Origin of the sequence: Halorubrum sp. Ea1 (assembly GCF_002252965.1) — an archaeon.
Classification (GTDB): Archaea; Halobacteriota; Halobacteria; order Halobacteriales; family Haloferacaceae; genus Halorubrum.
The window spans coordinates 54093-77547 of the sequence record NZ_NHPG01000073.1 but is presented as its reverse complement, the minus strand read 5'-3'; the positions used below and the strand labels follow the sequence as shown (position 1 = coordinate 77547).

Annotated in this window: 21 protein-coding genes; 7 read left to right on the top strand and 14 right to left on the bottom strand. The window is 69.9% G+C overall.

The genetic code is table 11. From position 1 onward, the window contains the following. A partial coding sequence (locus tag DJ73_RS09590; RefSeq protein WP_094557847.1) for a sugar porter family MFS transporter occupies window positions 1–1315 on the bottom strand: 1315 nt, incomplete at its 3' end. A gap of 312 nt (window positions 1316–1627) precedes the next feature. Further along, on the bottom strand, window positions 1628–2350 hold the full coding sequence (locus DJ73_RS09585) for a metal-dependent hydrolase (protein WP_094525568.1): 723 nt from the start codon (window positions 2348–2350) through the stop codon (window positions 1628–1630). A 175-nt stretch (window positions 2351–2525) separates the two neighbouring features. Between DJ73_RS09585 and DJ73_RS09580 the strand changes: the two genes are divergently transcribed. Continuing rightward, a complete protein-coding gene (locus tag DJ73_RS09580; protein WP_254921626.1) occupies window positions 2526–3398 on the top strand; it encodes a zinc ribbon domain-containing protein in 873 nt (290 codons plus the stop codon). Between the two features lie 271 nt (window positions 3399–3669). Next, a complete protein-coding gene (locus tag DJ73_RS09575; protein WP_094525566.1) occupies window positions 3670–4809 on the top strand; it encodes an acyl-CoA dehydrogenase family protein in 1140 nt (379 codons plus the stop codon). A gap of 74 nt (window positions 4810–4883) precedes the next feature. On the opposite strand, the gene DJ73_RS09570 is transcribed toward DJ73_RS09575, so the two are convergent. Beyond that, window positions 4884–5711 (bottom strand): enoyl-CoA hydratase/isomerase family protein, encoded by an 828-nt coding sequence (locus DJ73_RS09570; RefSeq protein WP_094525564.1) that lies wholly within the window; start codon window positions 5709–5711, stop codon window positions 4884–4886. Window positions 5712–5805: 94 nt separating this feature from the next. On the opposite strand from DJ73_RS09570, the gene DJ73_RS09565 reads away from it, so the two are divergent. The 5 genes from DJ73_RS09565 to DJ73_RS09545 all read left to right on the top strand — a co-directional run bounded on the left by DJ73_RS09565 (window position 5806) and on the right by DJ73_RS09545 (window position 10730). Next, a complete protein-coding gene (locus tag DJ73_RS09565) occupies window positions 5806–6549 on the top strand; it encodes a fumarylacetoacetate hydrolase family protein (RefSeq protein ID WP_094525562.1) in 744 nt (247 codons plus the stop codon). A 396-nt stretch (window positions 6550–6945) separates the two neighbouring features. After that, a complete protein-coding gene (gene hflX / locus DJ73_RS09560; RefSeq protein WP_094557846.1) occupies window positions 6946–8340 on the top strand; it encodes a GTPase HflX in 1395 nt (464 codons plus the stop codon). Between the two features lie 61 nt (window positions 8341–8401). Beyond that, entirely contained in the window at window positions 8402–9496 is a 1095-nt protein-coding gene (gene hisC, locus DJ73_RS09555; RefSeq protein WP_094525558.1) for a histidinol-phosphate transaminase, read from the top strand. Then, window positions 9493–10101 carry an adenylate kinase family protein gene (locus DJ73_RS09550; protein WP_094557845.1) on the top strand — a complete coding sequence of 203 codons (609 nt, stop codon included), beginning with the start codon at window positions 9493–9495 and terminating at the stop codon, window positions 10099–10101. Before hisC ends, DJ73_RS09550 begins: the two co-directional genes overlap by 4 nt. A gap of 26 nt (window positions 10102–10127) precedes the next feature. After that, window positions 10128–10730, top strand: a complete 603-nt coding sequence (locus DJ73_RS09545; RefSeq protein WP_094525554.1) for a CDP-alcohol phosphatidyltransferase family protein — start codon at window positions 10128–10130, stop codon at window positions 10728–10730. 566 nt (window positions 10731–11296) lie between these two features. Here DJ73_RS09545 and DJ73_RS09540 read toward each other — a convergent pair. The 11 genes from DJ73_RS09540 to DJ73_RS09490 all read right to left on the bottom strand — a co-directional run bounded on the left by DJ73_RS09540 (window position 11297) and on the right by DJ73_RS09490 (window position 23265). After that, a complete protein-coding gene (locus tag DJ73_RS09540; protein ID WP_094557844.1) occupies window positions 11297–12625 on the bottom strand; it encodes a P-loop NTPase in 1329 nt (442 codons plus the stop codon). A 70-nt stretch (window positions 12626–12695) separates the two neighbouring features. Beyond that, a complete protein-coding gene (locus DJ73_RS09535; RefSeq protein WP_094525550.1) occupies window positions 12696–13532 on the bottom strand; it encodes a HEAT repeat domain-containing protein in 837 nt (278 codons plus the stop codon). Beyond that, window positions 13529–14452 carry a phosphate ABC transporter permease gene (locus tag DJ73_RS09530; protein ID WP_094557843.1) on the bottom strand — a complete coding sequence of 308 codons (924 nt, stop codon included), beginning with the start codon at window positions 14450–14452 and terminating at the stop codon, window positions 13529–13531. Before DJ73_RS09530 ends, DJ73_RS09535 begins: the two co-directional genes overlap by 4 nt. Next, window positions 14449–15258 carry a molecular chaperone TorD family protein gene (locus DJ73_RS09525; RefSeq protein WP_094525546.1) on the bottom strand — a complete coding sequence of 270 codons (810 nt, stop codon included), beginning with the start codon at window positions 15256–15258 and terminating at the stop codon, window positions 14449–14451. The genes DJ73_RS09530 and DJ73_RS09525 overlap by 4 nt, the downstream gene beginning before the upstream one ends. After that, window positions 15255–16106, bottom strand: coding sequence for an ethylbenzene dehydrogenase-related protein (locus tag DJ73_RS09520; protein WP_094525544.1), 852 nt, complete (start codon window positions 16104–16106; stop codon window positions 15255–15257). The genes DJ73_RS09525 and DJ73_RS09520 overlap by 4 nt, the downstream gene beginning before the upstream one ends. Beyond that, a complete protein-coding gene (locus tag DJ73_RS09515; RefSeq protein ID WP_094526829.1) occupies window positions 16096–17196 on the bottom strand; it encodes a 4Fe-4S dicluster domain-containing protein in 1101 nt (366 codons plus the stop codon). Before DJ73_RS09515 ends, DJ73_RS09520 begins: the two co-directional genes overlap by 11 nt. Continuing rightward, window positions 17196–20186: a molybdopterin-dependent oxidoreductase gene (locus DJ73_RS09510; RefSeq protein ID WP_094557842.1), complete on the bottom strand. Its 2991-nt coding sequence runs from the start codon at window positions 20184–20186 to the stop codon at window positions 17196–17198. Before DJ73_RS09510 ends, DJ73_RS09515 begins: the two co-directional genes overlap by 1 nt. Then, window positions 20183–20380, bottom strand: coding sequence for a hypothetical protein (locus DJ73_RS09505; protein ID WP_094557841.1), 198 nt, complete (start codon window positions 20378–20380; stop codon window positions 20183–20185). The genes DJ73_RS09510 and DJ73_RS09505 overlap by 4 nt, the downstream gene beginning before the upstream one ends. Further along, window positions 20373–21878 carry a cytochrome bc complex cytochrome b subunit gene (locus tag DJ73_RS09500; protein ID WP_094525536.1) on the bottom strand — a complete coding sequence of 502 codons (1506 nt, stop codon included), beginning with the start codon at window positions 21876–21878 and terminating at the stop codon, window positions 20373–20375. Before DJ73_RS09500 ends, DJ73_RS09505 begins: the two co-directional genes overlap by 8 nt. Then, a complete protein-coding gene (locus tag DJ73_RS09495) occupies window positions 21878–22627 on the bottom strand; it encodes a ubiquinol-cytochrome c reductase iron-sulfur subunit (protein WP_094525535.1) in 750 nt (249 codons plus the stop codon). The genes DJ73_RS09500 and DJ73_RS09495 overlap by 1 nt, the downstream gene beginning before the upstream one ends. Then, window positions 22627–23265, bottom strand: coding sequence for a hypothetical protein (locus DJ73_RS09490; RefSeq protein WP_094525533.1), 639 nt, complete (start codon window positions 23263–23265; stop codon window positions 22627–22629). Before DJ73_RS09490 ends, DJ73_RS09495 begins: the two co-directional genes overlap by 1 nt. Between the last annotated feature and the right edge of the window lie 190 nt (window positions 23266–23455).

The following is a 23455-nucleotide window of genomic DNA, read 5'->3' as shown; positions in this document are numbered from 1 at the left end:
TCTCCGGGACCGTCCGGTAGGTGAAGACGAGCGCGACGACGCTGCAGCCGCCGAACAGCCAGAACGTCGCGGGCGTGCCGATCCCGTCGAGCAGCACGGGGAACGAGAGCGCGACCACGAGGTTCGCGAGCCAGTTGACGACGGTGACGATCCCCATCGCGCTCCCCCGCACGGCGAGCGGATAGATCTCGGAGATCAGGAGCCAGAACACCGGTCCGAGCCCGATCGCGAAGAAAGCGACGAACGCCACGAGCGTCAGGGTGGCCAACCAGCCGAGCCCGCCGGTCGGGTCCGCGAACTGGAACACCGCGCCGGCCACGCCGAGGGTCCCGACCATGCCGCCGATACCGACGAGCAGCAGGGGTCGGCGACCGACGCGGTCGATGAGGAGGATCGCGACGACCGTCATCACCACGTTCACGGTCCCGATGGCCACCGACGCGAGGATGGACTGCGAACTCCCGAACGCGGTCGACTCCAAGATCGTCGGGGCGTAGTACATCACCGCGTTAATACCGGTAATCTGCTGGAAGACGGCGAGCCCGAGTCCGACGATCAGTGCGGGGCGCATCCACGGGCTGAGGAGATCGCGGATCCCGTTGCCCGACTGCGCCTCGACGGTCGCCTCGATCTCCGCGAGCTCGTCTTCGATGTCGCCGTCGCGCGTTCGTCGGAGCACCGCCCGCGCCTCCTCGGTCCGTCCCCGCTCGTAGAGCCAGCGCGGGCTCTCGGGCATCCGGACCATCCCGACGGCGAGCACGACGGCGGGGACCATCCCCGCGCCGAGCATCAGGCGCCACGCGCCGGCGCCCGAGAACGCGTAGTTGACGAAGTACGACGAGAGGATTCCGACCGTCACCATCAGCTGATTCAACGACGTGAGTCCGCCTCGGACCGACGGCGGCGCGATCTCCGAGATGTACAGCGGGCCGACGATCGAGGCGAAGCCGATGGCGACGCCGTCGATCATCCGGCCGGCGACGAGGACGGGGACCGTCGGCGCGACGGCCATGAGGAACGAGCCGGCGAAGAAGACGCCGGCCGAGAGGAGGATGAACCGCTTGCGACCGATGCGATCGGAGATGCGCCCCCCGATCGCCGCGCCCGCCGCCGCGCCGACCATCGCCCCGCTCACGACGATCCCTTCCACCAGCGCGCTCAGCTCGAACGCGGTGTCGATAAAGAGGATCGCGCCCGAGATGATCCCGGTGTCGAACCCGAAGAGGAGCCCGTTGAGCGCCGCGAGCGCGGAGACGACGTACACGAAGCGACCGGCGTCCCCGCGGATCACGGCCCGGATATCAGCGGTTGACATGACGTATCAACCCGTCCGTTTTCATCTTTTATTTAGAAGTCTTCTGATTTATTATTAATTTAAATAAATTAGATAAATTTCTGTCGGCGGAGATTGCTGGAATCTACGCCGTCTCCAGTAATATTTATTTTATACTGAGTAGTATCTTATCGGCTCACGGCGTCGGTCCGAAGACGCTCCGCGGGCTGGCGGCCTCGGTTCAGCGGGCACGTGGCCTTAACTCGGTGGTCTCGGTGCGAGAGAGGGATACGGCCGTAGATTCGGGTTCGTGACCGGCGGCGGCCCGGCAGGGGATCCGTCCGTCGCCGGACGTTACTCCAGCGTGTACGTCTCGTCGCCGTCGAGAACGACGGGCTCGGCGACGGCACCCGCGGCCTTCACCTCGTTGACGAACTCCCGCGTCTCGATCTCGATCGGCGGGAACGAGTCGTAATGCATCGGGAACACCACGTCGGCGCCCACCCAGTCGGCGGCGATGCCGGCGCCCGCGGGCCCCATCGTGAAGTGGTCGCCCGCGGGAAGCGCGGCGGCGTCGGGCTCGAGGTACGGCGCGATCACGTCGACCATCTCGGACATGAGTCCCGTGTCGCCCGCGTGGTAGAACGTCGTACAGTCGGGGTCGGACTCCTGGGTCGGCTTCTTGTCGCCGACCACGAAGCCGGCGGGCATCCCGGCGGAGTAGTCGGGGTCGTTCTCGATCCCGTTCGAGTGGTCCGCGCGGACCATCGTCACCCACGCGTCGCCGCACTCGACGGTGCCGCCGATGTTCATCCCGCCGGCCGCGACCGAGTGTTCGAGACCGAACTCCTCCTGGACGTACGCGGTCAGCTCCGGCGTGGCGACCACGGTCGCGTCGGGGAACGCCGCGGCGTCGGCGACGTGGTCGCCGTGGCCGTGCGTCAAGAGTAGGTAGTCCGGATCGAGCTCCGCAGGATCGACGTCGGTCTTCGGGTTGTCGAAGAACGGATCGATCAGGAGCTCCGTGTCGTCGACGACGACGTGCCACGTCGCGTGGCCGTGCCAGGTGAGTTCCATGGTTCGTCCGGATCCTCTCGGCGAACAGTAATAAAAGTCGACGCCGCGGACCCGCTCTCGGGGACGGGAGTCGGACTCTTGAGTCGCGACTCGCGCGTTCGACCGGGCCCTCGTCCCGTCGGTCCGTGACGCGTCGGGAGAGGAATTAACACCGCTCCGACTCAACCGGTAGATCATGCCCTCCGAGCGGACCGGGAGCCCCCCATCCACCGACGCGTGTCGCGAGTGCGGCCGGACCCTCCCGCCGGACGCGAACTTCTGTCCCGGCTGCGGCGCCGAGGTGCGGACCGGCGGCGGCGTCGCGTACTGCGCCGACTGCGGCGAGCGGCTCGCGCCCGACGACGAGTTCTGCGCCGAGTGCGGGGCGGCGCGGCCCGGAGCAGGCGGTCGCGTGACCCGTCGACCCGACGATGCGGTCGATACCGAGGCGCGCCGCGCGTTCCGCGCCCGGGTGAGCGACCACCTCGACGACGGCTGGGAACTCGTCGAGGACCGCGGCGATCGGGTCGTCCTCGTCGACAGGGGGGTGGGCTCGATCCCCGTCCACGTGCTCCTCCTCCTGACGACAGGCGGCGTCGGGAACCTGCTGTACGGCTGGTACCACTACTCCGAGCTGGCCGAAACGCGGCGGCTTAGCGTCTCCGACGGCCCGATTCCGGACGGCGAACTCCCCGCACCAGACGGGAACGACGACCCGCTCGTGGCCCTCTCCGGGTACCTCTTGGGCGGCATCCTCCTGCTGATCGGGCTCGGGATCGCCGTCGTCTCAGCGAGACAGGGAGCGCTCCCCGGCGCGGCGTTCGGCGCCGCGTTCGCGCTCGTCGGCCTCGCGCTGACGCCGCCCGCGGAGCGACGTCTGCGCCGGCGACACGGGCTCTCCCGGTTCGGTCGGATCCGGACCGTCGACCACCGGGTGATCCGAGCGACGGAGCGCACAGAGTCCCCGTGCGTCGTCTGCGGCGAGTCCTTCGGGCGCGGGGTCGTCCGCCGCCGCCGCGACGAGACGGTCGCGGCTGGCGTGCCGGTCCGGACGCACGCGATCGAGTGAAACCGCTACTGCGAGGACTGCGCCCGCGAGGAGCTGTTCGGCGGGTCGGAGGGAGCGGCGGACGGCCGCGCCGAGAGCGTCGAGCCGACGGATCGCGTCGAGGCCGGGGGATCGACTGGCGACTGGGAGACCGTCGGATCGACTGACGACGCCGATGGCGACGGCTCGGGGGCGGCGACCGACCGCGCCCGCGACGGTTGACGCGGACGGCGTACCGGTCGAGGGGGGACGGACCAGACCGCTTATCAGCGTCTGCCCGACAACAACGCCCATGCAGGCGCTAACAGCGGCGCAGCGCGAGTTCGCCGAGCAGGCCGAAGCGGTCGCCGCGGAGTTCGCCGAGGACGCCTACACCTGGGGGGGCGACGTGCCGTGGGAGAACCTCCGGCGGCTCGCCGAGGCGGACCTCTACTGCCCGTCCATCTCCGAGGAGTACGGCGGGCAGGGCCGCTCCGACGTGGCGGCGATGCTCCTCACACAGGCGGTCGGGCGAGAGTGTCCCGACACGGGGTGGTTCACCTACATGCAGGGGATGGTCGGACCGCGGGCGATCGACCTCTTCGGGTCCGACGCGGTCAAGGAAGAGTACCTCCCCGCCGTCACCGCCGGCGAGAGCTTCGTCTCCATCGCCATCTCGGAGCCCGACGCCGGCTCGGACGTGGGGTCGATGTCGACCGAGGTGACTGAGGAGGACGGGAAGCTCGTGTGTAACGGCGAGAAGACCTGGGTCGGCGGCGTCCCCTTCGGCGACGCGGCGGTCGCCTGGGTCAGGTTCCCCGAGGGGCTCGGGTCGGTCGTGATTCCCTACGACGACCCCGGCGTCGAGATCGAGGAGGTGTACACGAACATGGCCGGGTACGCGCAGACGCACTTCACGATCGACGACGTCGTGATCCCCGAGACGCACGTCCTGACTCGGGGGACGGAGGCGTTCAAACAGCAGCTGGTCTCGCTCAACTGGGAGCGGCTCGGCAGCTCGGTGCTCACGGTCGCGTGGGCGGAGGCCGCGCTGGAGCAGGCGCTGGCGTACGCGACCGACCGCGAGCAGTTCGATCAGCCGCTCGACGAGTTCCAGGGGATCGAGTGGCGGCTCGCGGAGATGTACCGGAACGTCGAGACCGCGGCGTCGCTGGTGTATATGTCGGCCGCCGGCGCGCAGGGCCACGACCCCGCCCCGCCGCGGCTCCAGACATCGACCGCGAAGCTCCACTGCTCGCAGATGGTCGAGCAGGTCGCGAGCGAGGCGGTCCAGATCGTCGGCGCCCGCGCCTACCAGCGGGGCCACCCGCTGGAGTACCTCTACCGCTTCGCGCGGAGCCGCCGTATCGCGGCCGGCACGGACGAGATGCAGCTGAACACCATCGCTCGGGCGCTGAAGGAGGACGGCGTGCCGCCGGTCTCGGCGCGGTAGCGCCGGTCGGCCCGCTGCCGGTCTTCGTGCGGTAGCGCGGCGAGTCACCTCCCAGACGCTTGCGTCCGCCCTCGCTACTCGTCGTACGACCGGCCGTAATCGGGCTCGCGCTTCTCGTTGAACGCCGCGACCGCCTCCTCGTGTTCGGGGTCGATGACGCAGTCCCACTGGTACTCGGCCGCCTTCCGACAGTACTCGTCGAAGCTCTGTTGTGGATCGATCAGCCGGTTCGTGTGCCGGACGGCGGTCCTCGGCTTGTCCCGGATCTCCTCGGCGAGCGCGGTGGCGGCCGCGAGAGCGTCCTCGGCCCGCTCCGTAGCGAGCCCGATGTCGACGGCGTCCTCTGGAGTGATGTCCCGGCCGGTCAGCAGGTACTCGCGGGCCTTCGACTCGCCGATCAGCCGGGGAAGGAGCCACCCGCCGCCGTCGCCGGGGACGAGCCCGACGTTGACGAACCCCTCGCGCATGACCGCGTCGTCGGCGATCGTGCGCAGGTCGCAGGCGAGCGCGAAGTCGCAGCCGGCGCCGATCGCCGGGCCATTCACCGCGGCGACCGAGGGCGTCGCGGCCGTCCGGAGCCGCCAGACGAGCTGCTGGATGAGCCAGAGGAACGCCCCGTACTCCTCCGGGTACTGATCGTCCCAGTCGGGCATCTCCGTCGTGTCCGCCCCGGCGCAGAACCCGTCGCCAGCGCCCGTGAGGACCGTCGCGTACACGCCGTCGTCGCGCTCGGCCCGCCGCACCGCGTCGTTGAGTTCGAGGACCGTGGTCCGGGTGAAGGCGTTGTACACGTCCGGGCGGTCGATGGTGACCGTCGCGACCCCCTCGCTCACCGCGTACCGGACGTCGTCGTAGTCGCGCGCTTCCGCGTCGATTTCTCCGTCGGCTGTGTCGTCGGCCATACCGGACGGCGGGCCGGCCTCCACAAATAGGTGTGCGGTCGGCCGCCTTGCGTCGACCGGGAACGCTTTTTATCCGCGTCGCCCCACGCCGCACATGCACCGCGCACGGTTCCGCGACCCGGCCGGATCGATCCGCGAAGGCACCTACGATCCCGAGAGCGACGCCGTCGCCTTCGGCGGCGACGAGTACGCGCTCGACGACCCCGCGATCGACGTGCTCCCGCCGACCGACCCGACGAAGATCGTCTGTATCGGGCGCAACTACGCCGACCACGCGGCCGAGCTCGGCAACGACGTGCCGGATCGCCCGCTCCTCTTTCTCAAGCCGCCGAACGCGCTGGCGAGCCACGGCGACACGGTCACCGTCCCCGAGGGGAAAGACCGGATCGACTGGGAGGCCGAGCTGGCGGTCGTGATCGGCGAGCAGTGCAAGGCCGTCGACGCTGACGACGCGATGGACGTCGTCGCGGGGTTCACCTGCATGAACGACGTGTCGAACCGCGACGACCAGAACCGCGAGCAGAACTGGGTGCGCGGGAAGGCGTTCGACAACGCCGCGCCGCTCGGTCCGGTGATGGCGACGCCCGAGGAGGTCCCCGCGGACGCCGGCGTCGAGCTCCGAGTGAACGGCGAGACGAAGCAGTCGAGCGACCGCGAGCACCTCATCTTCGACGTGCCGACCCTGATCGAAGAGATCACGACGTACCTCACGCTGGAGGCCGGCGACGTCATCGCGACGGGCACGCCGGAGGGCGTCGGCGCGCTCTCCGACGGCGACACCGTCGAGGTGGAGATAGAGGGCGTCGGGACGCTCGAACACGACGTGCGCGTCCCCTGAGCGGCGGACGGGATCGCGCCGTCCGGCGCTCCCTGGGCCCCGATCGCACACCTCGTTTCCGGTGAACGCTTATGTATCGTCGGTTCGGTAACCAATACGTGAAGTCCATCTCGTTCTCGCGCTGACCGCGGCTCGCGACGACTCCGCGCACCCGTCTCCGCCCGCTTCGGAGGCCCCGGCCAGCGCCCGACCAGTGCGACCGAGAGACTCGGTCTCGGAGACAATCGCCCTCCGTTCCGGGGCGGTCCGCTCTCCGGCGACCTTCGACGCCTCTCGATCGCGCAGGGTATCGCTCCAGAACACGGTTCGTCGTCGCCGCCGCGTGCCGGACGTCGCGAGTCCGCGGTCGGCGGTGTCGAACCCCTCTCCGGGCCGACGCGAGCGCCCGACGACCCGATGTCACGAGACGAGAAATCCGACGACGAGACGCGAGACGGAACCGACAACGACCGACGCCGGACGCACCGCCTCGACGCCGGCCGTGCGCTGATCGCCGCGCGCGACGCCGACGTTCGCCCCGAGACGGACGAGATCCGCGGGCTCGCCCGCTCGGCGGGCTACGAGGTCGTCGGCGAGGTCACCCAGCGGCGCCGCGAGGACCCGACGTACGGACTCGGCCGCGGCAAGGCGGAGGAGCTGATGCGCCGAGCGTCGGTCGAGGACGTCGACGCCGTGATCTACGACGGCGAACTCTCGCCCGGGCAGACGGCGTCGCTCTCCGACCTGCTCCCGGACGGGGTCGAACCGATCGACCGGACGCGGCTGGTCCTCGACCTGTTCGCCGAGGGGGCCGGCTCGCGCGCGGCCGAGCTACAGGTCGAGCTCGCCCGCCTCGAGTACCTGAAGCCGCGGCTCCGGGAGCTCATCGCGCGCGACTACGCGACCGACCTCCGGTACCACAACGAGGACGACCGACGGGTCCTCGACGTGGAGCGTCGGATCGACGACGCTCGACGCGCCCTCAGCGAGGTGACGGAGGCCCGGAGCGAGCGGCGAGAGCAGCGCCGGCGGGCGGGGTTCGACGCGGTCGCGCTGGCCGGGTACACCAACGCCGGCAAATCGACGCTGCTCCGACGTCTCGCCGACGACGTCGACGGTCCGGGAACCCACGACGATCCGGGAACTCACGCCGACGTCGACGAGTCCGTCTCGGCCGCCGATCGCCCCTTCGAGACGCTCGACGTGACCACCCGTCGGGCGACGCTCGGCGGCCGACGGACCCTCGTCACCGACACGGTCGGGTTCGTCGACGCGCTCCCGCACCGAAGCGTCCGGTCGTTCCGCGCGACGATCGAGTCGATCCGCGACGCCGACGCGGTCCTGCTCGTCGTCGACGCCGCCGACGGTCCCGAAACGGTCGGCGACCGCGTCCGGACGACCCTCTCCGCCGTCGAGGAGACGGCCGGCCCGGTCGTCCCGGTTCTCAACAAAGTCGACTTACTCGACGGTCGCGATCTCCACGCTCGCCGCGAGGCCCTCGCGGACGCCGCGGCGGACCTGAACGCTGACGGCCACGCCGTCGCCGAGGCGCTCGAACCGGCCGTCCCGGCGAGCGCGCTCACGGGAGCGGGGGTCGACGCGGTCCGGGAGGCGCTCCGCTCGGCGCTGCCGACGGAGGCGACGACCCTCCGACTGCCGAACTCGGGCGCGGCGCAGGCGCTGCTGTCGTGGGCGCACGACAGCGGTGAGGTCCGCGACGTGACGTACGCTCCGGACGGCGTGACGGTCGCGTTCGCGGGTCGACCGTCGGTCGTCGCCGAGGCGGAGCGACGGGCCGCGGACCTCCGGTGAGCGGGTCCGATCCGGGATCCGTTCGGCCACCCTTAAGACCGACCGTCCCGGACGAACGGTCATGGAACCACGCGATCTCTCGGACCACTCGCCGTACGTCCCGGGACGAGGCGTCGAGGAGGTCGCCCGCGAACGCGGGATCGACCCCGACGACCTGATCAAGCTCTCCTCGAACGAGAACCCGCACGGCCCGAGCCCGGCGGCGGTCGAGGCGATCCGCGAGCACGCCGACCGCGTCCACCAGTACCCGAAGTCCTCGCATACGGACCTCACCGCGAAGATCGCGGAGAAGTGGGACGTGGCGACCGAGCAGGTCTGGGTCTCGCCCGGTGCCGACGGCTCGATCGACTACCTCGCGCGGGCCGCCTTAGAGCCCGACGACGCCGTCCTCGTCCCGACGCCCGGCTTCGCCTACTACGGGATGTCGGCCCGGTACCACCACGGCGAGGTGACGGAGTACGCGCTCGACGCGGCCGACGGGTTCGCGCAGGACGCGGAGACGGTCCTGAGCGCTTACGGCGGCGAGCGGATCGTCTACGTCACCTCCCCGCACAACCCCTCTGGGTCGACGTTGCCCCTGGACGACGTCGAGGCGATCGCGGACGCGACCGCCGAGGAGACGCTCGTCGTCGTCGACGAGGCGTACGGCGAGTTCGCCGCGGTCGACAGCGCGATCCCGCTGGTCGACGAGCGCGACGACGTGGCGGTGCTCCGGACGTTCTCGAAGGCGTACGGGCTCGCGGGGCTCCGGATCGGCTACAGCGTCGTCCCCGAGGCGTGGGGCGAGGCGTACGCCCGAGTGAACACCCCGTTCGCGGCGAACGAGCTCGCCTGCCGGGCCGCGCTCGCCGCCCTCGACGACGAGGACCACGTCGAGGAGTCGATCGAGTCGGCGCGGTGGGCCCGCGAGCACATCGCGGACGAGCTCGACGCGCCCACGGTCGAGTCGGCCGGCAACTTCGTGCTCGCCGAGGTCGGCGACGCGGAGCGGGTCGCCGACGCGGCCCAAGAGCGCGGCGTGATCATCCGTGACTGCACCTCGTTCGGCCTTCCGAACCACGTCCGGATCTCGACCGGCACCCGCGAGGAGACGCGCGAGGCGGTCGAGCGACTGAACGAGACGCTCGCCGACCTCGGCCTCGGTGTTCGGGCGTGAGCGGGAGCGAGCGAGACGCCGCCGGCACCGGCGCCGACGGCGCCCCCGCCCGCGTCGCCGTCACCGGCACCCCCGGAACCGGCAAGTCGACCGCGACCGCCCTCTTGGAGGGTGAGTACGACGTGATCCACCTCAACGACCGCATCAAGGGCGACGACGACCTCTGGACCGAGCGCGACGTCGAGCGCGACACCCTCGTCGCCGACCTCGACGCGGTGCGCGACCGCCTCGGGGAGTGGTCGGGCGTGCTCGACTCCCACCTCGCCCACCGCTTCGACGTCGACCGCGTGATTGTCCTGCGCTGTCGCCCGGAGACGGTCGAGACTCGGCTCCGTGAGCGCGGGGAGTCGGACGCGACCGCCGAGGAGAACGCCAAGCCGGATGAACCGTCTCGAGCTCTCGCTCGCAAGGCTCGCGAGAACGCGGAGAGCGAGGCGCTCGACGTGATCCTCTCGGAGGCCGTCGCGGAGCACGGCGTCGAGAACGTTTACGAGATCGACACGACCGACCGCGACCCCGCGGCCGTGGCCGACGAGATCCGCGCCGCGATCGAGGGCGAGCGCGAGCCGAGCGCCGGCACCGTCGACTTCATCGATTATATATGAGCCCGCCGCGACGGTCGGGACGGTAGATGACCCTCGACCAGTACCGCTCGGTGGCGGACCGCCTGCTCGGACCGTGGGTGCGCGCCGCCGCCCGGCTCGGGCTCTCGCCGGACCAGGTGAGCGCCCTCGCGTTCGGCGTCGCGGTCGCGGCCGCGGGGGCCTTCGCGGTCGGCGAACCGCTCTTCTACGCCGTCGGCGCGGTCTGCGTCCTCCTCAACGGGTGGCTCGACCTCGTTGACGGCGCGCTCGCGCGCCACTTGGAGGTCTCCTCGGACGGCGGCGACCTCCTCGATCACGTCCTCGACCGCTACGCCGACATCGCGATCATCGCGGGGTTCACGGTCGGGGTCGAGGCGTACGCCCTCGGCTTCCTCGCCGTCACCGGCGTCCTGATGACCTCGTACATGGGCACCCAGATCCAGGCGGTCGGCATCGGGCGCGAGTACGGCGGACTCCTCGGTCGGGCCGACCGACTCGCGCTGATGGGTATCGTCGGCCTCGTCGCCGCCGTCTACTCGACGCCGATCGTCGTCGGACTCAACGTCGTCGGCCTCCTGCTCGCGCTGTTCGCCGCGGTCGGGCACCTGACCGCGGTCCAGCGGTTCCTCGGCGCCTGGAGCGATTTATAAACCGGGCCGCCGAGCTGAGTGCGAATCTCGGCGTGATGATGCAGTTGTTTATATTCCGGACCGCGGTGTTGCCATCGGCTGTTTATCCCTGGTCGACGACTCTGCGGTGAACGCGTCCAAAGCCCCAGGCGACGAGAGCGACGCACGCTCGCTGCGCACCTCACTCGATCGCTGACGCTCTCTCGTTGCGGTGCTTGCGTCTCCTGCGTCGCTCTCGTCGCCTGCCCCTTTGAGTCCCACCCACATAGCACCGCAGCCTCACGCCTCCCCAGCCTCGGCGGACGGCCCGGCGCGGGCGGAGCCGCGCCGGCCCGCCGCCTCCCTCGCACGCGCTCTGAGCGGCCGCCATCGGCGGCCGCTCGGAGGCGCGCGCCACCGCGTCTACTCCTTATAAGCGATCGCCGCCGTGGCCGTGCCGATCGGGACCGGTGGAGAACGCCTCACTTACCGATACGCCCGACAGAAACGAGAGATACGGTCGACAGAAACGTGAGATACGCCCGACAGAAACGTGAGATACGGTCGACAGAAACGTGAGATACGGTCGACAGAAACGAGACGGGCGATTACGATCGCGTCGCCCGCGCGAACCACGTCTCCGGGTTCTGTCGCTTGACGCGGAAGCTCGGGAGCTCCTCGGCGTCGGTCAGGTCGAGCAGGAACCCCCGGACGGGCGTCGGGTCGCGGTCGCTCACGATGAAACACTCCTCGCCCGAGCCGAGCTCACGGAACCGCTTCTCGACGCGCTCTTTGCGCGTCTCCGGGTCGAGTCCGCGCAGGTCGACGGCGTCCGCCGGCGGATCGACCGACCACACCGCCTCGTACCGCTCGTCGATCGCAGCGGCGAGCTCTGTCGCGTACTCGGGGAGCGCGTCGGCGCTCGGTGCCGGCGTCGACTGCAGCTCCGGGTCGAAGGGGAGCTCCGCGAGGACGGGTAACTCGAGCGCCTCGATCGGGTCGTCGCCGCCGAACAGGTCGTGGGGCGTTCCGCACTCGTCGCAGACGAACTCGCCCATGTTCGAGACGACGCCGAGCACGGGCACGTCGTTCTCCTCGAACAGCTCCAGCGCCCGGGCGGTGTCGGAGACGGCGGCGTGGAACGGCGTCGTGACGAGGACGACGCCGTCGACCGGGACCTCCTGCAGGGTCGTCAGCGTCACGTCCCCCGTGCCCGGCGGCATGTCGACGACGACGCTGTCCGGGCCGCTCCACGCGGTCGTCTCGAACAGGTCCGAGAGCGCGTCGTGGGCCATCGCGCCCCGCCACGCGAGCGGGCCGTCGTCAGAGAGCAGCGCCATGCTCATCACCTCCAGCCCGCCGGCGTCGACCGGGACCGGGTTGCCGTCGTCGTCGCTGTAGACTGGGCCGCTCGCGCCGATCACCTCGGGGACGTTCGGGCCGTAGATGTCGGCGTCGAAGAGTCCGACAGAGGGGGTGTCCTGACTATCGCTGTTACCCGCCGCGAGCGCGCATGCCAGCGTCGTCGCGACCGTCGTCTTCCCGACGCCGCCCTTCGTGCTCGCGACCGCGATCACCCGGTCCGCGGTCTCTATCCCAGACGACCGCCCGTCGAGGTCCGGTTTCGGATCGGCCCCTTCGACGCGCGCGTTCGAGACGCCCCGCGCGTCAGAGACCGCCTGCACCATGGCGGCCGACACCCGCTCGGCGGCGTCCCGCGGGAACTCCCGCAGGTCTGCGGTGATCGTCGCGGTGCCGTCGGCGACCTCGACGTCCTCGATCACTCCGGCCTCGAACACGCTGACTCCGGCGTCCGGGTCTCGGACCTTCCGGAGCGCGGCCTCCGCGGCGTCGGCGGGCGATTCCTGAGCGAGCGGTTCGTCGGTGTCGTCGGATCCGTCGGCTTCGTCGGGGGTATCAACGGTGGGATCTGTCATTGGTGTCGGTGTGGTTTGGATCGGTGGGGTGTCGGCGCGGCTGCGATCGGCGGCTCCGGACCCGAACGGTTCACAGGTCCGGCCGGCGGTTGAGCGTGCTCTCGCCGGGCAGGTCGGCGCTGTCGTTCTCGGTGCCGCCGCTGAACTGCCGCCGGAACTTCCCCGGGTCGGCGTCGAGCGCGCGGACGGCGGTGCTCCGGACGACCTTCGACTGCGTCTCGTCGTTCGCGACCGCGTCGAGGCGGGCCGCGGCGCGCTCGGCGTCGACGCCCGCGAGCAGGTGGACCGCCCACTCCCGAAGGCGCTCGCTGTCAGCGTGCGACAGCTCCAGCAGGACGGGGCACAGCGCCTCGCCGCGCAGCTTGAACAGCGAGACCATCGCGTTCCTGACGACCGCGTGGTGCTCGTCGTCGAGCGCCGCCTCGATCGTCGGCGCGTACTCGCTCCGGCCGATCCGGTCGAGCGCGACGACCGCCTCGGCGCGGACCCACGGGTCGAGGTCGTCACACGCCGCGACCGCGGCCTCGCCGGCCCGCCCGCCGCCGAGTTCGCCGAGCGCCTCGACGGCGAACTGGCGCACGTCGGCGTCGTCGTCCGCGAGGCCGTGCTCGATCAGCGCGTCGACTGCGGCCTCGGTGGGCCGCCCCTCGCCGAGCGCCAGCGCGGCTCGTCGGCGCTCGACGGGGTCGCCGTCGACGAGGTCCGCGATCTTCTCGGCGACGTCGGTCCCCCGGAGCGGCGCCGTGTCCGTCGCCTGAAGCTCTCGGGGAGTCGCGTCGCCGATCGTCACGTCGCGGCTCACCTCGATGTCTTCGAGCCCGTCGGGTTCCTCGCCGAACCCCGGGCTCTCCTCGGGGTGGACCCGGGGGTCGGTGGGGCCGTCCGTCGCCTCGTCGGGGTCTCTCATCGGGCGCTCACCTCCCTCGAATCCGTCGAGTCCGGCGCGTTCCCCGCCTGCGCGCCGAACGGCTCGTCGGCATCGAGCGCCACGAGCGCGGCGCCGAGACAGACGGCGGTCGCGGCCCCCGGCGTCGCCGGGACGCCCGCGGCAAGCAGGAGGACCGCACCGATCGCGAGCCGCGCGTCACCGTCGCGGAGCCCGGCGACTGCGGCGGCGACACCGCCGAACGCCGCGGTCGCGACGAGCAGTGACGGGATCCCGACGACGGCGAATCCGACGAGCAGCGCGCTCCCGGTGACGAACGGGGCGGCGGCGCTCGCGGCGACGACACCCGCGAACGCGAACGCACCGGCACCGAGCGCGACCCGGTCGCGCTCGGCCCGCACCGCGAGGAGGGTCACTCCCGCGAGGAAGGCGACGGATCCGGCCACACGGTAGGCGGAACCGACGATGCCGGCCGTCGCGACGAGCGAGAGCCCGACGGCGAGCGCGAACGCCAGCGCGAGGGCTCCGCGCCGGAGCTCGAAGTAGGTCGCCGGCACTCCCAGCGCGCGGGCGAACGCCAGCGCCGCGCCGCCCGGAATCGCGACGGCCGCGGCGACCGTCGCCGAGCCCGAGATCGTCGCGAGCACGCCGAACACACCGGCGAACAGGAGCCCGACGCGGACCGCGGACCGCCTCGTCGAGAGCGCGACCGCCGCGAGCGCAACCCCTGCCGCGAGCGCCGCGACCGTCCCGACGACCGGGACCAGTCGGGGCGGAAGCGCGGCCGGCTCGAACGGGGCGTTGTACAGCACGCGGACCGCGGTCGCGACCCCGGTGGCGACGGCGACGAGCAGGCCGATCGCCCCGACGCGGCCGCCGAAGCGACCGAGGGCCCCCGGAGAGGCCGCCCGGGCGCTCACGCTTCCCGTCGGCGAGCTCACGGCCTCTCACCCCCGTTCGGACCGTCCGAGGTCGCGTGCTCGCGCTCCCCGCCGACGCCGGCGTCGAGCCGGACCGCCAGATCGTCGATATCCGCGGCGACGAACGCGTCGAGGAACCGGCTGAGGCGGCCGTAGACGCTCGTCCCGGGCTCCTCGTCGAGGGCGCTCCATAGCCCCGACGCGAGGACGGAGAGGTGCCTGTCGTGGAAGTCGAGCCGCGCGCGGTCGAGGTTCGCCGGTTCGGCGGCGTCAGTCGAGTCGCCGCCGACGGTTGCGTCGCCCGCGGCGGCCAGCCGACAGAGGTACCCCGCGAATTCGAGTTCCAGCCGGGCGTGATCGTGGTGGCGGCGCTCCTCGCCGCCGATCTCGCACCCGAAGTGCTCGTACGCCCGAGCGAGGTCGAGGTTCACGTCGTTCCACGACACCTCCGAGCGGTACGTCGACTCGTACAGCGACACCGGCGGCCCCTGATTCTCGACCGTCCCGTCGGTCCCGTCGATCACTTCGGAGTAGCCGACCACGAACAGGTCGTTGTACCGGGCCGCGAGCGTCTCGCGGTCGTCCTCGACGGTCAGGTCCGGCGGGTCGACGTCGAGGCCGCTCCGCTCGACGAGCGTCCCGACGGCGTCGTCGAGCGAGCCGTCCGCGAACCGCTCGTAAAGCCCTTGGCTCGGCTCGGTGAACGCCGCCGCCACAAGCGCGTAGACGTTCCCGCGGGCGGCGGTCTCCTCGTCGACCGCGCCGCTCGGAAGCTCCGTGTCGAGTCGCGAGCCGTCGCGTTCGGGCGTCGACCCCGACACGGTCACTCACCCCTCGTCCGGCGGATACCCTCGACGGTCACGAGCGTGGTGAACACGACGGCGATGCCGGCTAACGCCCACAGCACCGTCTCGTACGGCGCCCCGCCATCGTCCGGGTCGAGTGAGAGATAGTACCACTCGCTGACCGCCTTCTGGCCGGAGCGCTCCTCGTTCGCTCCCTGCCAGACCGCGAACGCGGCGTTCACGTCCTCGTTCGGGGCGATATCGGTCACGTTCGCGCGGTCGGACGCAAGCGGCCGGCTGAACACGACGGTCCAGCGGTCGCCGCTGTGTGCCGCGTTCGTCTCCACCGCCGACTCCGGAATCTGCGTCGTGCTCCCGGCGCCGCCGGCGAGCAGCGACTCCGTCCCGTCGGCCCCGTTCCAGTACCAGACGTTCACCCGGTTGTCGGTCGACCCCATCGCGATCGGCGGCCGTTCCTCGGACGAAACGGGGAGCTGGACCGCGGTGGAATCGGCGAACGCCCGCAGCGAGTCGGTCGACGTGTTCGCGGACGCGTCGCTCCACGACAGCCGGAGGTAGAGCCGCTCGTCGGTCCGTGCGGCCGCGACGCTGGCGGAGTCGACCGCGGCGTCGGATCCGCCCGGCACCGCCGCGCCGGAGCTGCTCATCGGCACGTCCACGGTCTCGACCGACTGCCACGCGTCGCCGGTCGGATCCGCGAGGTCGCCGGCACTCGACTGCTGCTCGACCGGGATCTCGTAGGCCGCACGGGCGTCGACGATCATCGGGAACGCCGCGGTCGCGACCACGACGGCGAGCGCGAGCGCCGCCGCAACGGCGAGCTCCCGCGACCCGATTCCGCCGAGAGTCGTCGCATCGTCAGCCGTCATCGTCGAACACCTCCAGCCGGTATTGGTCGTCGTTGTTCACGGTCGAGAGGATCTCCATGAGTTCGCTCTCTTCGCCGCGCTCGACCTTCTCCCGCTCACGGGTGATCGTGTTGAGCGCCGACTCCACCTCAGGGCCGAACAACTCTTCCAGGTAGTTGCGCGGGATACGGTCGGCGTCCACCGTCTCGCCGCTCTCCGAGGTTTGTGGCGGCGCGTACGGCGGGATGTAGTAGACGTTCGGCTCCGTCCGGTACTCGGGGTGGAGCCGCAAGGCGACCTCGTACTCGTTGACGAGCTTGTGTATCGGGCCGTCCTCGTCGTCGAGGAAGCCGACGTGCCGGAGCTGCGGCGGGCAGTCCTCGGCGCACGACGGCGGCCGGACCTCGCCCTCTGGCCCCTCCCCCTCGATCCGGGGGTAACAGAAGATGCACTTCTCGCTGGTCTTCGTCTGCGCGTTGTAGAACACCTTCTTGTAGGGACACCCCTCGACGCAGTAGCGGTAACCGCGACAGCGGTCCTGATCGACCAGAACGATGCCGTCCTCCTCGCGCTTGTAGATCGCGGATCGCGGGCACGCCTCCACGCAGGAGGGGTGCGTGCAGTGGTTGCAGATCCGAGGGAGGTAAAAGTAGTACGAGTTCGGGTACTCGCCGGCGCCCTCGTCCTCGTCCCAGTTCGGCCCCCAGTCGGCGTTCTCCATGGGGCGGAGCGGCTCGTCGCTGCCCTCGTACATGATCGCCTCGTGGTTGAAGTCCCACGCGCGACCGTAGTCCTCTTGCTCCGGGAGTTCGCCGGGCGTTCGGGACTGTCCCTCCTCGTCCCAGCCGCCGCCCATCTCCTCCCAGTCGCGCGGGTAGCCGGCGCCGGGCTTCGTCTCGACGTTGTTCCAGTACATGTACTCGCGTCCCCCGGACTCGGTCCAGTTGGTCTTACACGCGATCGTACACGTCTGGCAGCCGATGCACTTGTTCAGGTCCATCACCATCGCCACCTGGTGATCGACGCCCTCCGCGAGCGGGACGTCGCCGTCCTCGGTCTGGCGGGCGCCGTCTTCGGTCTGGTGAACCGTGTCGTCAGTGGTCTTACTCATCAGTCGTCACCTCCGAGTAGGTCCGAGATGCGACCCAACGCGCCGCGCGACTCGGACCCCGAACGGAGCGACGCTGACCCCGCTTCCGACGCCCCGAGCGAGTCGGAAACGATCGACGCCGCCCCCGATTCGACCTTCTCGACTTCGATCCGAACGTCGCTGTTCACGCCTGTCGGTCCCCAGTAGTTCGGGAAGAAGTGGAGGTGCTCGCCCGTGTCTTCGGGGTACTGGACGAGCTGCGTCGGCTTCATGTACATCGGCACGAGCGAGTTGAAGTTGTTGCGGTCGGGATACTGGAACCGTTCCCAGCTGAAGAAGTGCCGGACCGTTCCCGGCTCCCCGCTCGGGTAGATCTTCGCCTGCACCTCCACGGAGTCGAGGTCGTTGTACACCCGCACGGTGTCGCCGTCCTCGATCCCCCGTTCCTCGGCGTCATCGGGGTTGAGATAGACGGTCGGCTCGCCGCGCTGCAGTCGGAGCATCTTGCTGTCGTCGCGCCACGTCGAGTGGATCGCCCAGCGGCTGTGGGGCGTGTTGTAGCCGAGCGGGTACTCCGACTTCTCCTGTAACACCGGTGCCTCCTTGTGCGTCGGGAGCTGCTCGTCGAGCTCCAGGAACCAGTCGTGGTCGATGTAGTACTGCTGCCGCCCGGTGAACGTCGGCCACGGGTTCTTGTCCTGCACGTAGTCTTTCCACGGCGCGTACGCCTCGCCCTCCTCGATGTCCGACGACCAGTGGTCGCCGGCTTCGAGGAGGCGCCGCGGCTGCTCTTCGATGTCGTCGAACGTGAGCTGCTCGTCGGCGCCCTCCGGGTTCGACTCCTCGGAGTTTTCGAGGATGAACTCCGCGGCCGCCTTGTCCTCCGCGAGGGCGCCGGGCTCATCGTCGAGCCAGTCGCGGACGTAGTCGTCGTGAATCGACTGGAGGTCGATCTGTCGGCCGAACTTCCGGTCCTCGACCGGTTCCACGCCGCTCTCCTCGGCGAGCTCCTGAATCTTCGCGGCGAGCTCGCGGAAGATCTGCCAGTCCGTCTTCGACTCCCCCAGTGGCTCGACCGCCGGCGTGAACGGGTGCACGTAGGTGTGCATGTCCGTCACCGACAGGTCGTGTTTCTCGTAGTGGCTCGCCGTCGGCAGGACGATGTCGCTGTTGAGCGCCGTCGAGTCCATCCGGAAGTTGATGTCGACGACCAGATCGAGCTTCGGCCACAGCTCCTCTTCGAGCGCGATGTTCCCCTTGGCCTGATTGAAGTAGTTCCCGCGCCAGACGAACATGAGTCTGGGGTCGGGGCGGCTGCCGTCGTCGCGCTCGCTCGGGTACAGCGGCATCCACCCTTTGTCGATCGACTCCCGGATCTTCGCCGCCGTGTCCGGGTCGGTGTTCTCTAAGATTCCGGCGTGGTAGTACGTCCACAGCGTCGTCGGGACGCCCCGGACGCTCCCGGTCGGGAACGAGAGATTCTTCCAGCCGTTGAACGTCCAGATCTTCTCCTGACCGACGTAGTGGTCGAGGCCGGTCCCCTGTCGGCCGAGGTTCCCCGTGAGCGTGACGAGCAGCTGGATCGCGCGGTTTCCGAGATCGTTGTGGTACCAGTCGTTGACCCCCTTGCCGTGGATGATCTTCGCGCGATCGACGTCGGCGAACTCGCGGGCGATCTTCTGGTGGGTCTGCTCGCCGACGCCGGTGATCTCGTTGACCTGCTCGGGGGTGTACTCCGACAGCTCGTCGCGGAGGTTCAACCACACGGAGCGCGTCTCGACGTCGCCGTCGGTCGTGTCGACCGTGCGCTCGACGGCGAGTTCGGGGTCGAAGTCGAGCTCGATGCTCACGGAGTGGTCGTTCTGGCCGTCGCGCTCGCCCAGCGATCCGGGCGCGGTGCGGAGGGTGCCGTCGGCGTCCTGCATGACGAACACCTTCTCCGGCCGGTCGGCGTCGACGTTGAGCCCGGACACCTCGCTCGCGCGGAGGAACTTCCCGGTGTCCTCACGGACGAGCAGCGGCATGTCCGTCTGCTCTTTCAAGTGCGCCTCGTCGTACAGCCCCTCGTCGACGATGGTGCGCGCCATCCCGAGCGCGAGTGCGGTGTCGCTCCCGGGCTCCGGCCCGATCCACTCGTCGCAGTGGATGGCCGTCTGGCTGTAGTCGGTGAAGATCCCGACGCGCTTGGCGCCGTCGTACCCAGCTTCGAGGAAGTACTTCGCGTCGGGGATCCGCGTGACGTTGATGTTCGATCCCCACGCGATGATGTAGTCGGCGTTGTACCAGTCCGCGCTCTCGGCGTTGTCGGTCTGGGTTCCCCACGTGATCGGCTGTCCGGGCGGAAGGTCGGAGTACCAGTCATAAAAGGAGTGACTGACGCCGCCGAGCAGGTTGACGAGGCGGCTCCCCGAGGCGAACGACACCGGGCTCATCGCCGGAATCGGAGTAAAACCGCTGATCGCGTCGTACTCCTCGTCTTCCACGGTGTCGATGACCTCCTCGGCGATCTCGGTGAGCGCCTCGTCCCAAGAGATCCGCTCCCACTTCCCCTCCCCGCGCTCGCCGGTCCGGCGGAGCGGGTGTGTGACGCGCTGGTCCGCGTTCACGTAGTCGGTGAAACACGCCCCCTTCTGACAGCCCCGCGGGTTGGGGTCGGGAAGCGACTCGTCGAAGCGCGGGTAGTCACCGGCCTGCTCCTCGCGCCATACCTGCCCGTTCCGCGTGTACACCTGCCACGAGCAGCTGCCCGTGCAGTTGACGCTGTGCGTCGAGCGGGCCTTGTCGTCCCAGTCCCACTCCTCGCGGTAGAGGTCCTCCCAGTCTCGGTACGGGTAGCTCCCGATCGGGTCGTCGACGACGTCCAGCGCGGTCATTTCCGTGAGGTCCTGCGCGGATCCCAGCCCGGTGGCGCCGACGGCGGCCGCTGCCCCGACCCCTTTCAGGAAGTCGCGGCGCGCGGCGCCGCTGCCGTCGCGTGTCGATTCGCTCGGTGTGTCTGTCTTGTCTGTCATTGTTTCTCTATGAGAACGGTTGCGAGGCCGAGCGCGACGCCGAGCGCCGCGAACGCGACGCCCTCGGGGGTACCGCCGCCCGCGTCCAGCCCGGCGGCTATCAGTCCCACGCCGGCCAGTTTCGTCGCTCGATCCGCCCAGCGGTACCGGCGGGGCGACAGCTCGGCCAGCCGGAACGCGCTCAACTCAGTCATCGCTCGATCCCTCCGTGGCCGACGCGGTTCCGTCGTCTTCCGACATCGTCGGCTCCGCGCCGCCCTCTCCCGAATCGTCCTCGAAGCCGCCGAGAATCGCGTAGGTGAGGGTGCCGGCCGCGGCCGGGACGAGAACGAGCGTCGCGGTCAGGTACGGTCGGAGCACCGCCGTCGACGTACCGAGTATCTCGGCGAGGATCACGTCCATCCCGGCGATAGAGGCCACCATGACGAGCGTGACCCCGAGGATGCCGACCGCGGTCGGGAACGGGCGGTCGAGGTAGTTCCGGGTGAAGTGTTCCGGCTTCTCTGCGCGGTCGATGAACGGCCAGACCGCCACGGCGACGAACACCAGGCTGGGCAAGAGCAGACCGCCCACGAACTCCGAGCTGATGTGGATCCCGAGCACGTCGAAGCTCAGCCACGAGGGAGTGAGCTTTAAGAATCCGTACCCCCACATCAGGAACCAGTCCGGCATGACGAGCGACGGCGTCGACGCCGGGTCGTTCGGGCCGTACTCGGCGATGTTGTGAACGGGAAGCAGCCCCGCGAGTAGCGAGAGCACGGCCATCGTGAGGAAGAACACGACCGCGCTCACGGCGGCTTGGTTCGGGAACGCGGGGAGCCCGATAACGACGCTGTCGTCGTCGCGGTCGATCAGGCGCGCGCCGCCGTCCGGCGCTTCGGCGCCCCCGCTCGCGCTCGGAGCGTCGCCGCCCGCTCCCGCGGCGCCCCCGCTCACGTCCGCGCCGGTCCCCGCGGCGGCGACGTCCCCGTCGCGCCGCGCCTCGGTGTGTTTCTGCCGGACGAGGATGGCCATATGTACGGCGATGAGTCCCGCGATCGCGGCCGGGATGAGGAAGACGTGGAGGAAGAACAGGCGCGGGATCGTCGCGCTCGTCGGGAATTGCCCGCCGAACACGATGCTCGCGAGCGGGTCGCCCACGATCGGGACAGAGGCGGCGACGTTGTAGCCGATGCCGACCGCCGTGCTCGCGAACTCGTCGTACGGGAGCGAGTACCCGGTGTACGCGGCGAACATCGCCAGCCCGGCGAGGCCGGTCCCGACGAGCCAGTTCGGCTCGCGCGGGTTGCGATACGCCCCGGTGAAGAACACGCGGAGCATGTGCAAGGCGATCGCGGCGACGAACAGGTGCGCCGCCCAGTGGTGCATGCGCCGCAGGAACATCCCGAACGGCACGTCGTAGGTGATGTTGAGGACGCTCTTGAACGCCGCCGGCACCTCTTGGCCTTGGTACTGCGCGACGCTGCCGCCGTACTCGACGGCGGCCGTGCTCGGCTCGTAAAAGAACGCGAGGAACGTCCCGGTCGAGACGAGGATGCCGAAACAGAACAGCGCGACCTCGCCGAGCAGGAAGGAGTCCTCCGCGGGGAACGCCTTCCCGAGGAAGTCGCTCCCGCCCTCTAGGTCCAGCCGCGAGTCGACCCAGTCGTAGGCGGACTCGGCCCGGTCGGTCGCGGCGTCGATCCGGGACATCACTCACCCCCCGGGCCGACCGGCCCTCGGAAGTCGCCCGTCGCGACGAGGTAGCCGTCGCCCGAGAGCGTGATCGGGAGCTGCGGCAGCGACCGCGGCGCCGGCCCACCGACGACTTCTCCGCCGGTTACCGGGTCGAACCGCCCGGAGTGACACGGGCAGACGAGCACGTCGCCGTCGCGGTCGGCGACCATACAGCCCGCGTGAGTACACACCTTCGAGAACGCGGCGTACCCGCCGACGGTGTACTCGTCGCGCACGTCGTCGCTGTACGCCGACTCCTCGAAGCGCACGAGCAGCGTCGGGGCGTCTTCGATCCCCGGACGCGGCTCGGGGAACACCGTGAGCTGTTCGCCCGGAGCGATGCGGTCCTCCGTGATCCGTTCGCCGACGTCGTCGACGAGGGGGATCCCGTCTTCGTACACCGGTCCCCGATACTTCGTGTCGAACACCCGAGTGAGCCCGGCGACGGGGGCTGCGAGACTCCCGACCGCGGTGATCCCCCCGACGGTCGCGAGGACCTTCGCGTAGTCACGGCGCTTGAGTTCGGCGCGCGCGTCCCGCCAATACGGCCGGTAGATGCTCGGATTGACCGCGGGCCCGTCGTCGTTATCCGGGCACGCGTCGCACAGCTCGCCGTCGCCGGCGTCGGTCCGCCCGCCAGGGCCCTCGTCTCCGTGCGACGCGGCGTTCGGCGGGGCGTCGGTTCCGTCTCCCGTCGGTCGTGGGTCGGTTACGTCGTCTTCCATCAGTGGTCCCTCCGTTCGGCGACTTCGACGTGAGGCATGAACCACGCGTAGTACGACACCGTCGAGCCCAGCAGCGACATGAACAGCCCGAAGGCGTAGATCCCGAAGTACTGGGTCCGGGCGAGCGTGAGGTACTCGGCGGTGAGCAGCGCAGAGAACACTATGGCGAGGGCGGTGAGCCCGCCCATCGCGACGAGCCCCTCGATGGCGTCGCTCGCGTCGTGGTACTCGACGACCCACCGGTCCTCGGTCTCGAGCCAGGGGAACGTCGCTCGATTCACTCCCTCCGGCGGCGGTGCGTCGAGTCCGCCGCCGTCTGTGGCCGTTGCCTCTGTTGTGTCGGCCGCATCGCCCGGGCCCCCACCGCTCGCGTCGGGCCGCGCGGCCCGGTTCATGAAGCGGTGAAAAAAGGCCATGGCTCCCAAGAGGCCCAGCAGCGCGACCCAGACGATCACGCCAACCTGACTCGGCGAGAGCTTGTTCGGCGTGTCTACGAACCCCTCCAGCGGTTGCATCTCGCTCACGCTCTGGTCGATCCGAACCTCCTCTGACGGCGGCTCGCCGTGGAGCCCGACGTACCACGTCGGCAGCAGCACGGCGAGCACGATGAGGAGGATGGCAATCGTTCGTCGGTCCATTGTGTTGTATCGTGTGTCGTGTCGATGAGCCGGCTCAGCGGCGCGAACGCGCTCCCGCGGCGCCGGCCCACCGTCCGCCGCGGTGATCGCTCGTGAGATCTCGATTCCCTGTGGGCGTCTGGTCGGTGTTACTTACGGTAGACAGATCTCTGACATACTGTAACGTTGGACCGGAAACGAACAACTAGCT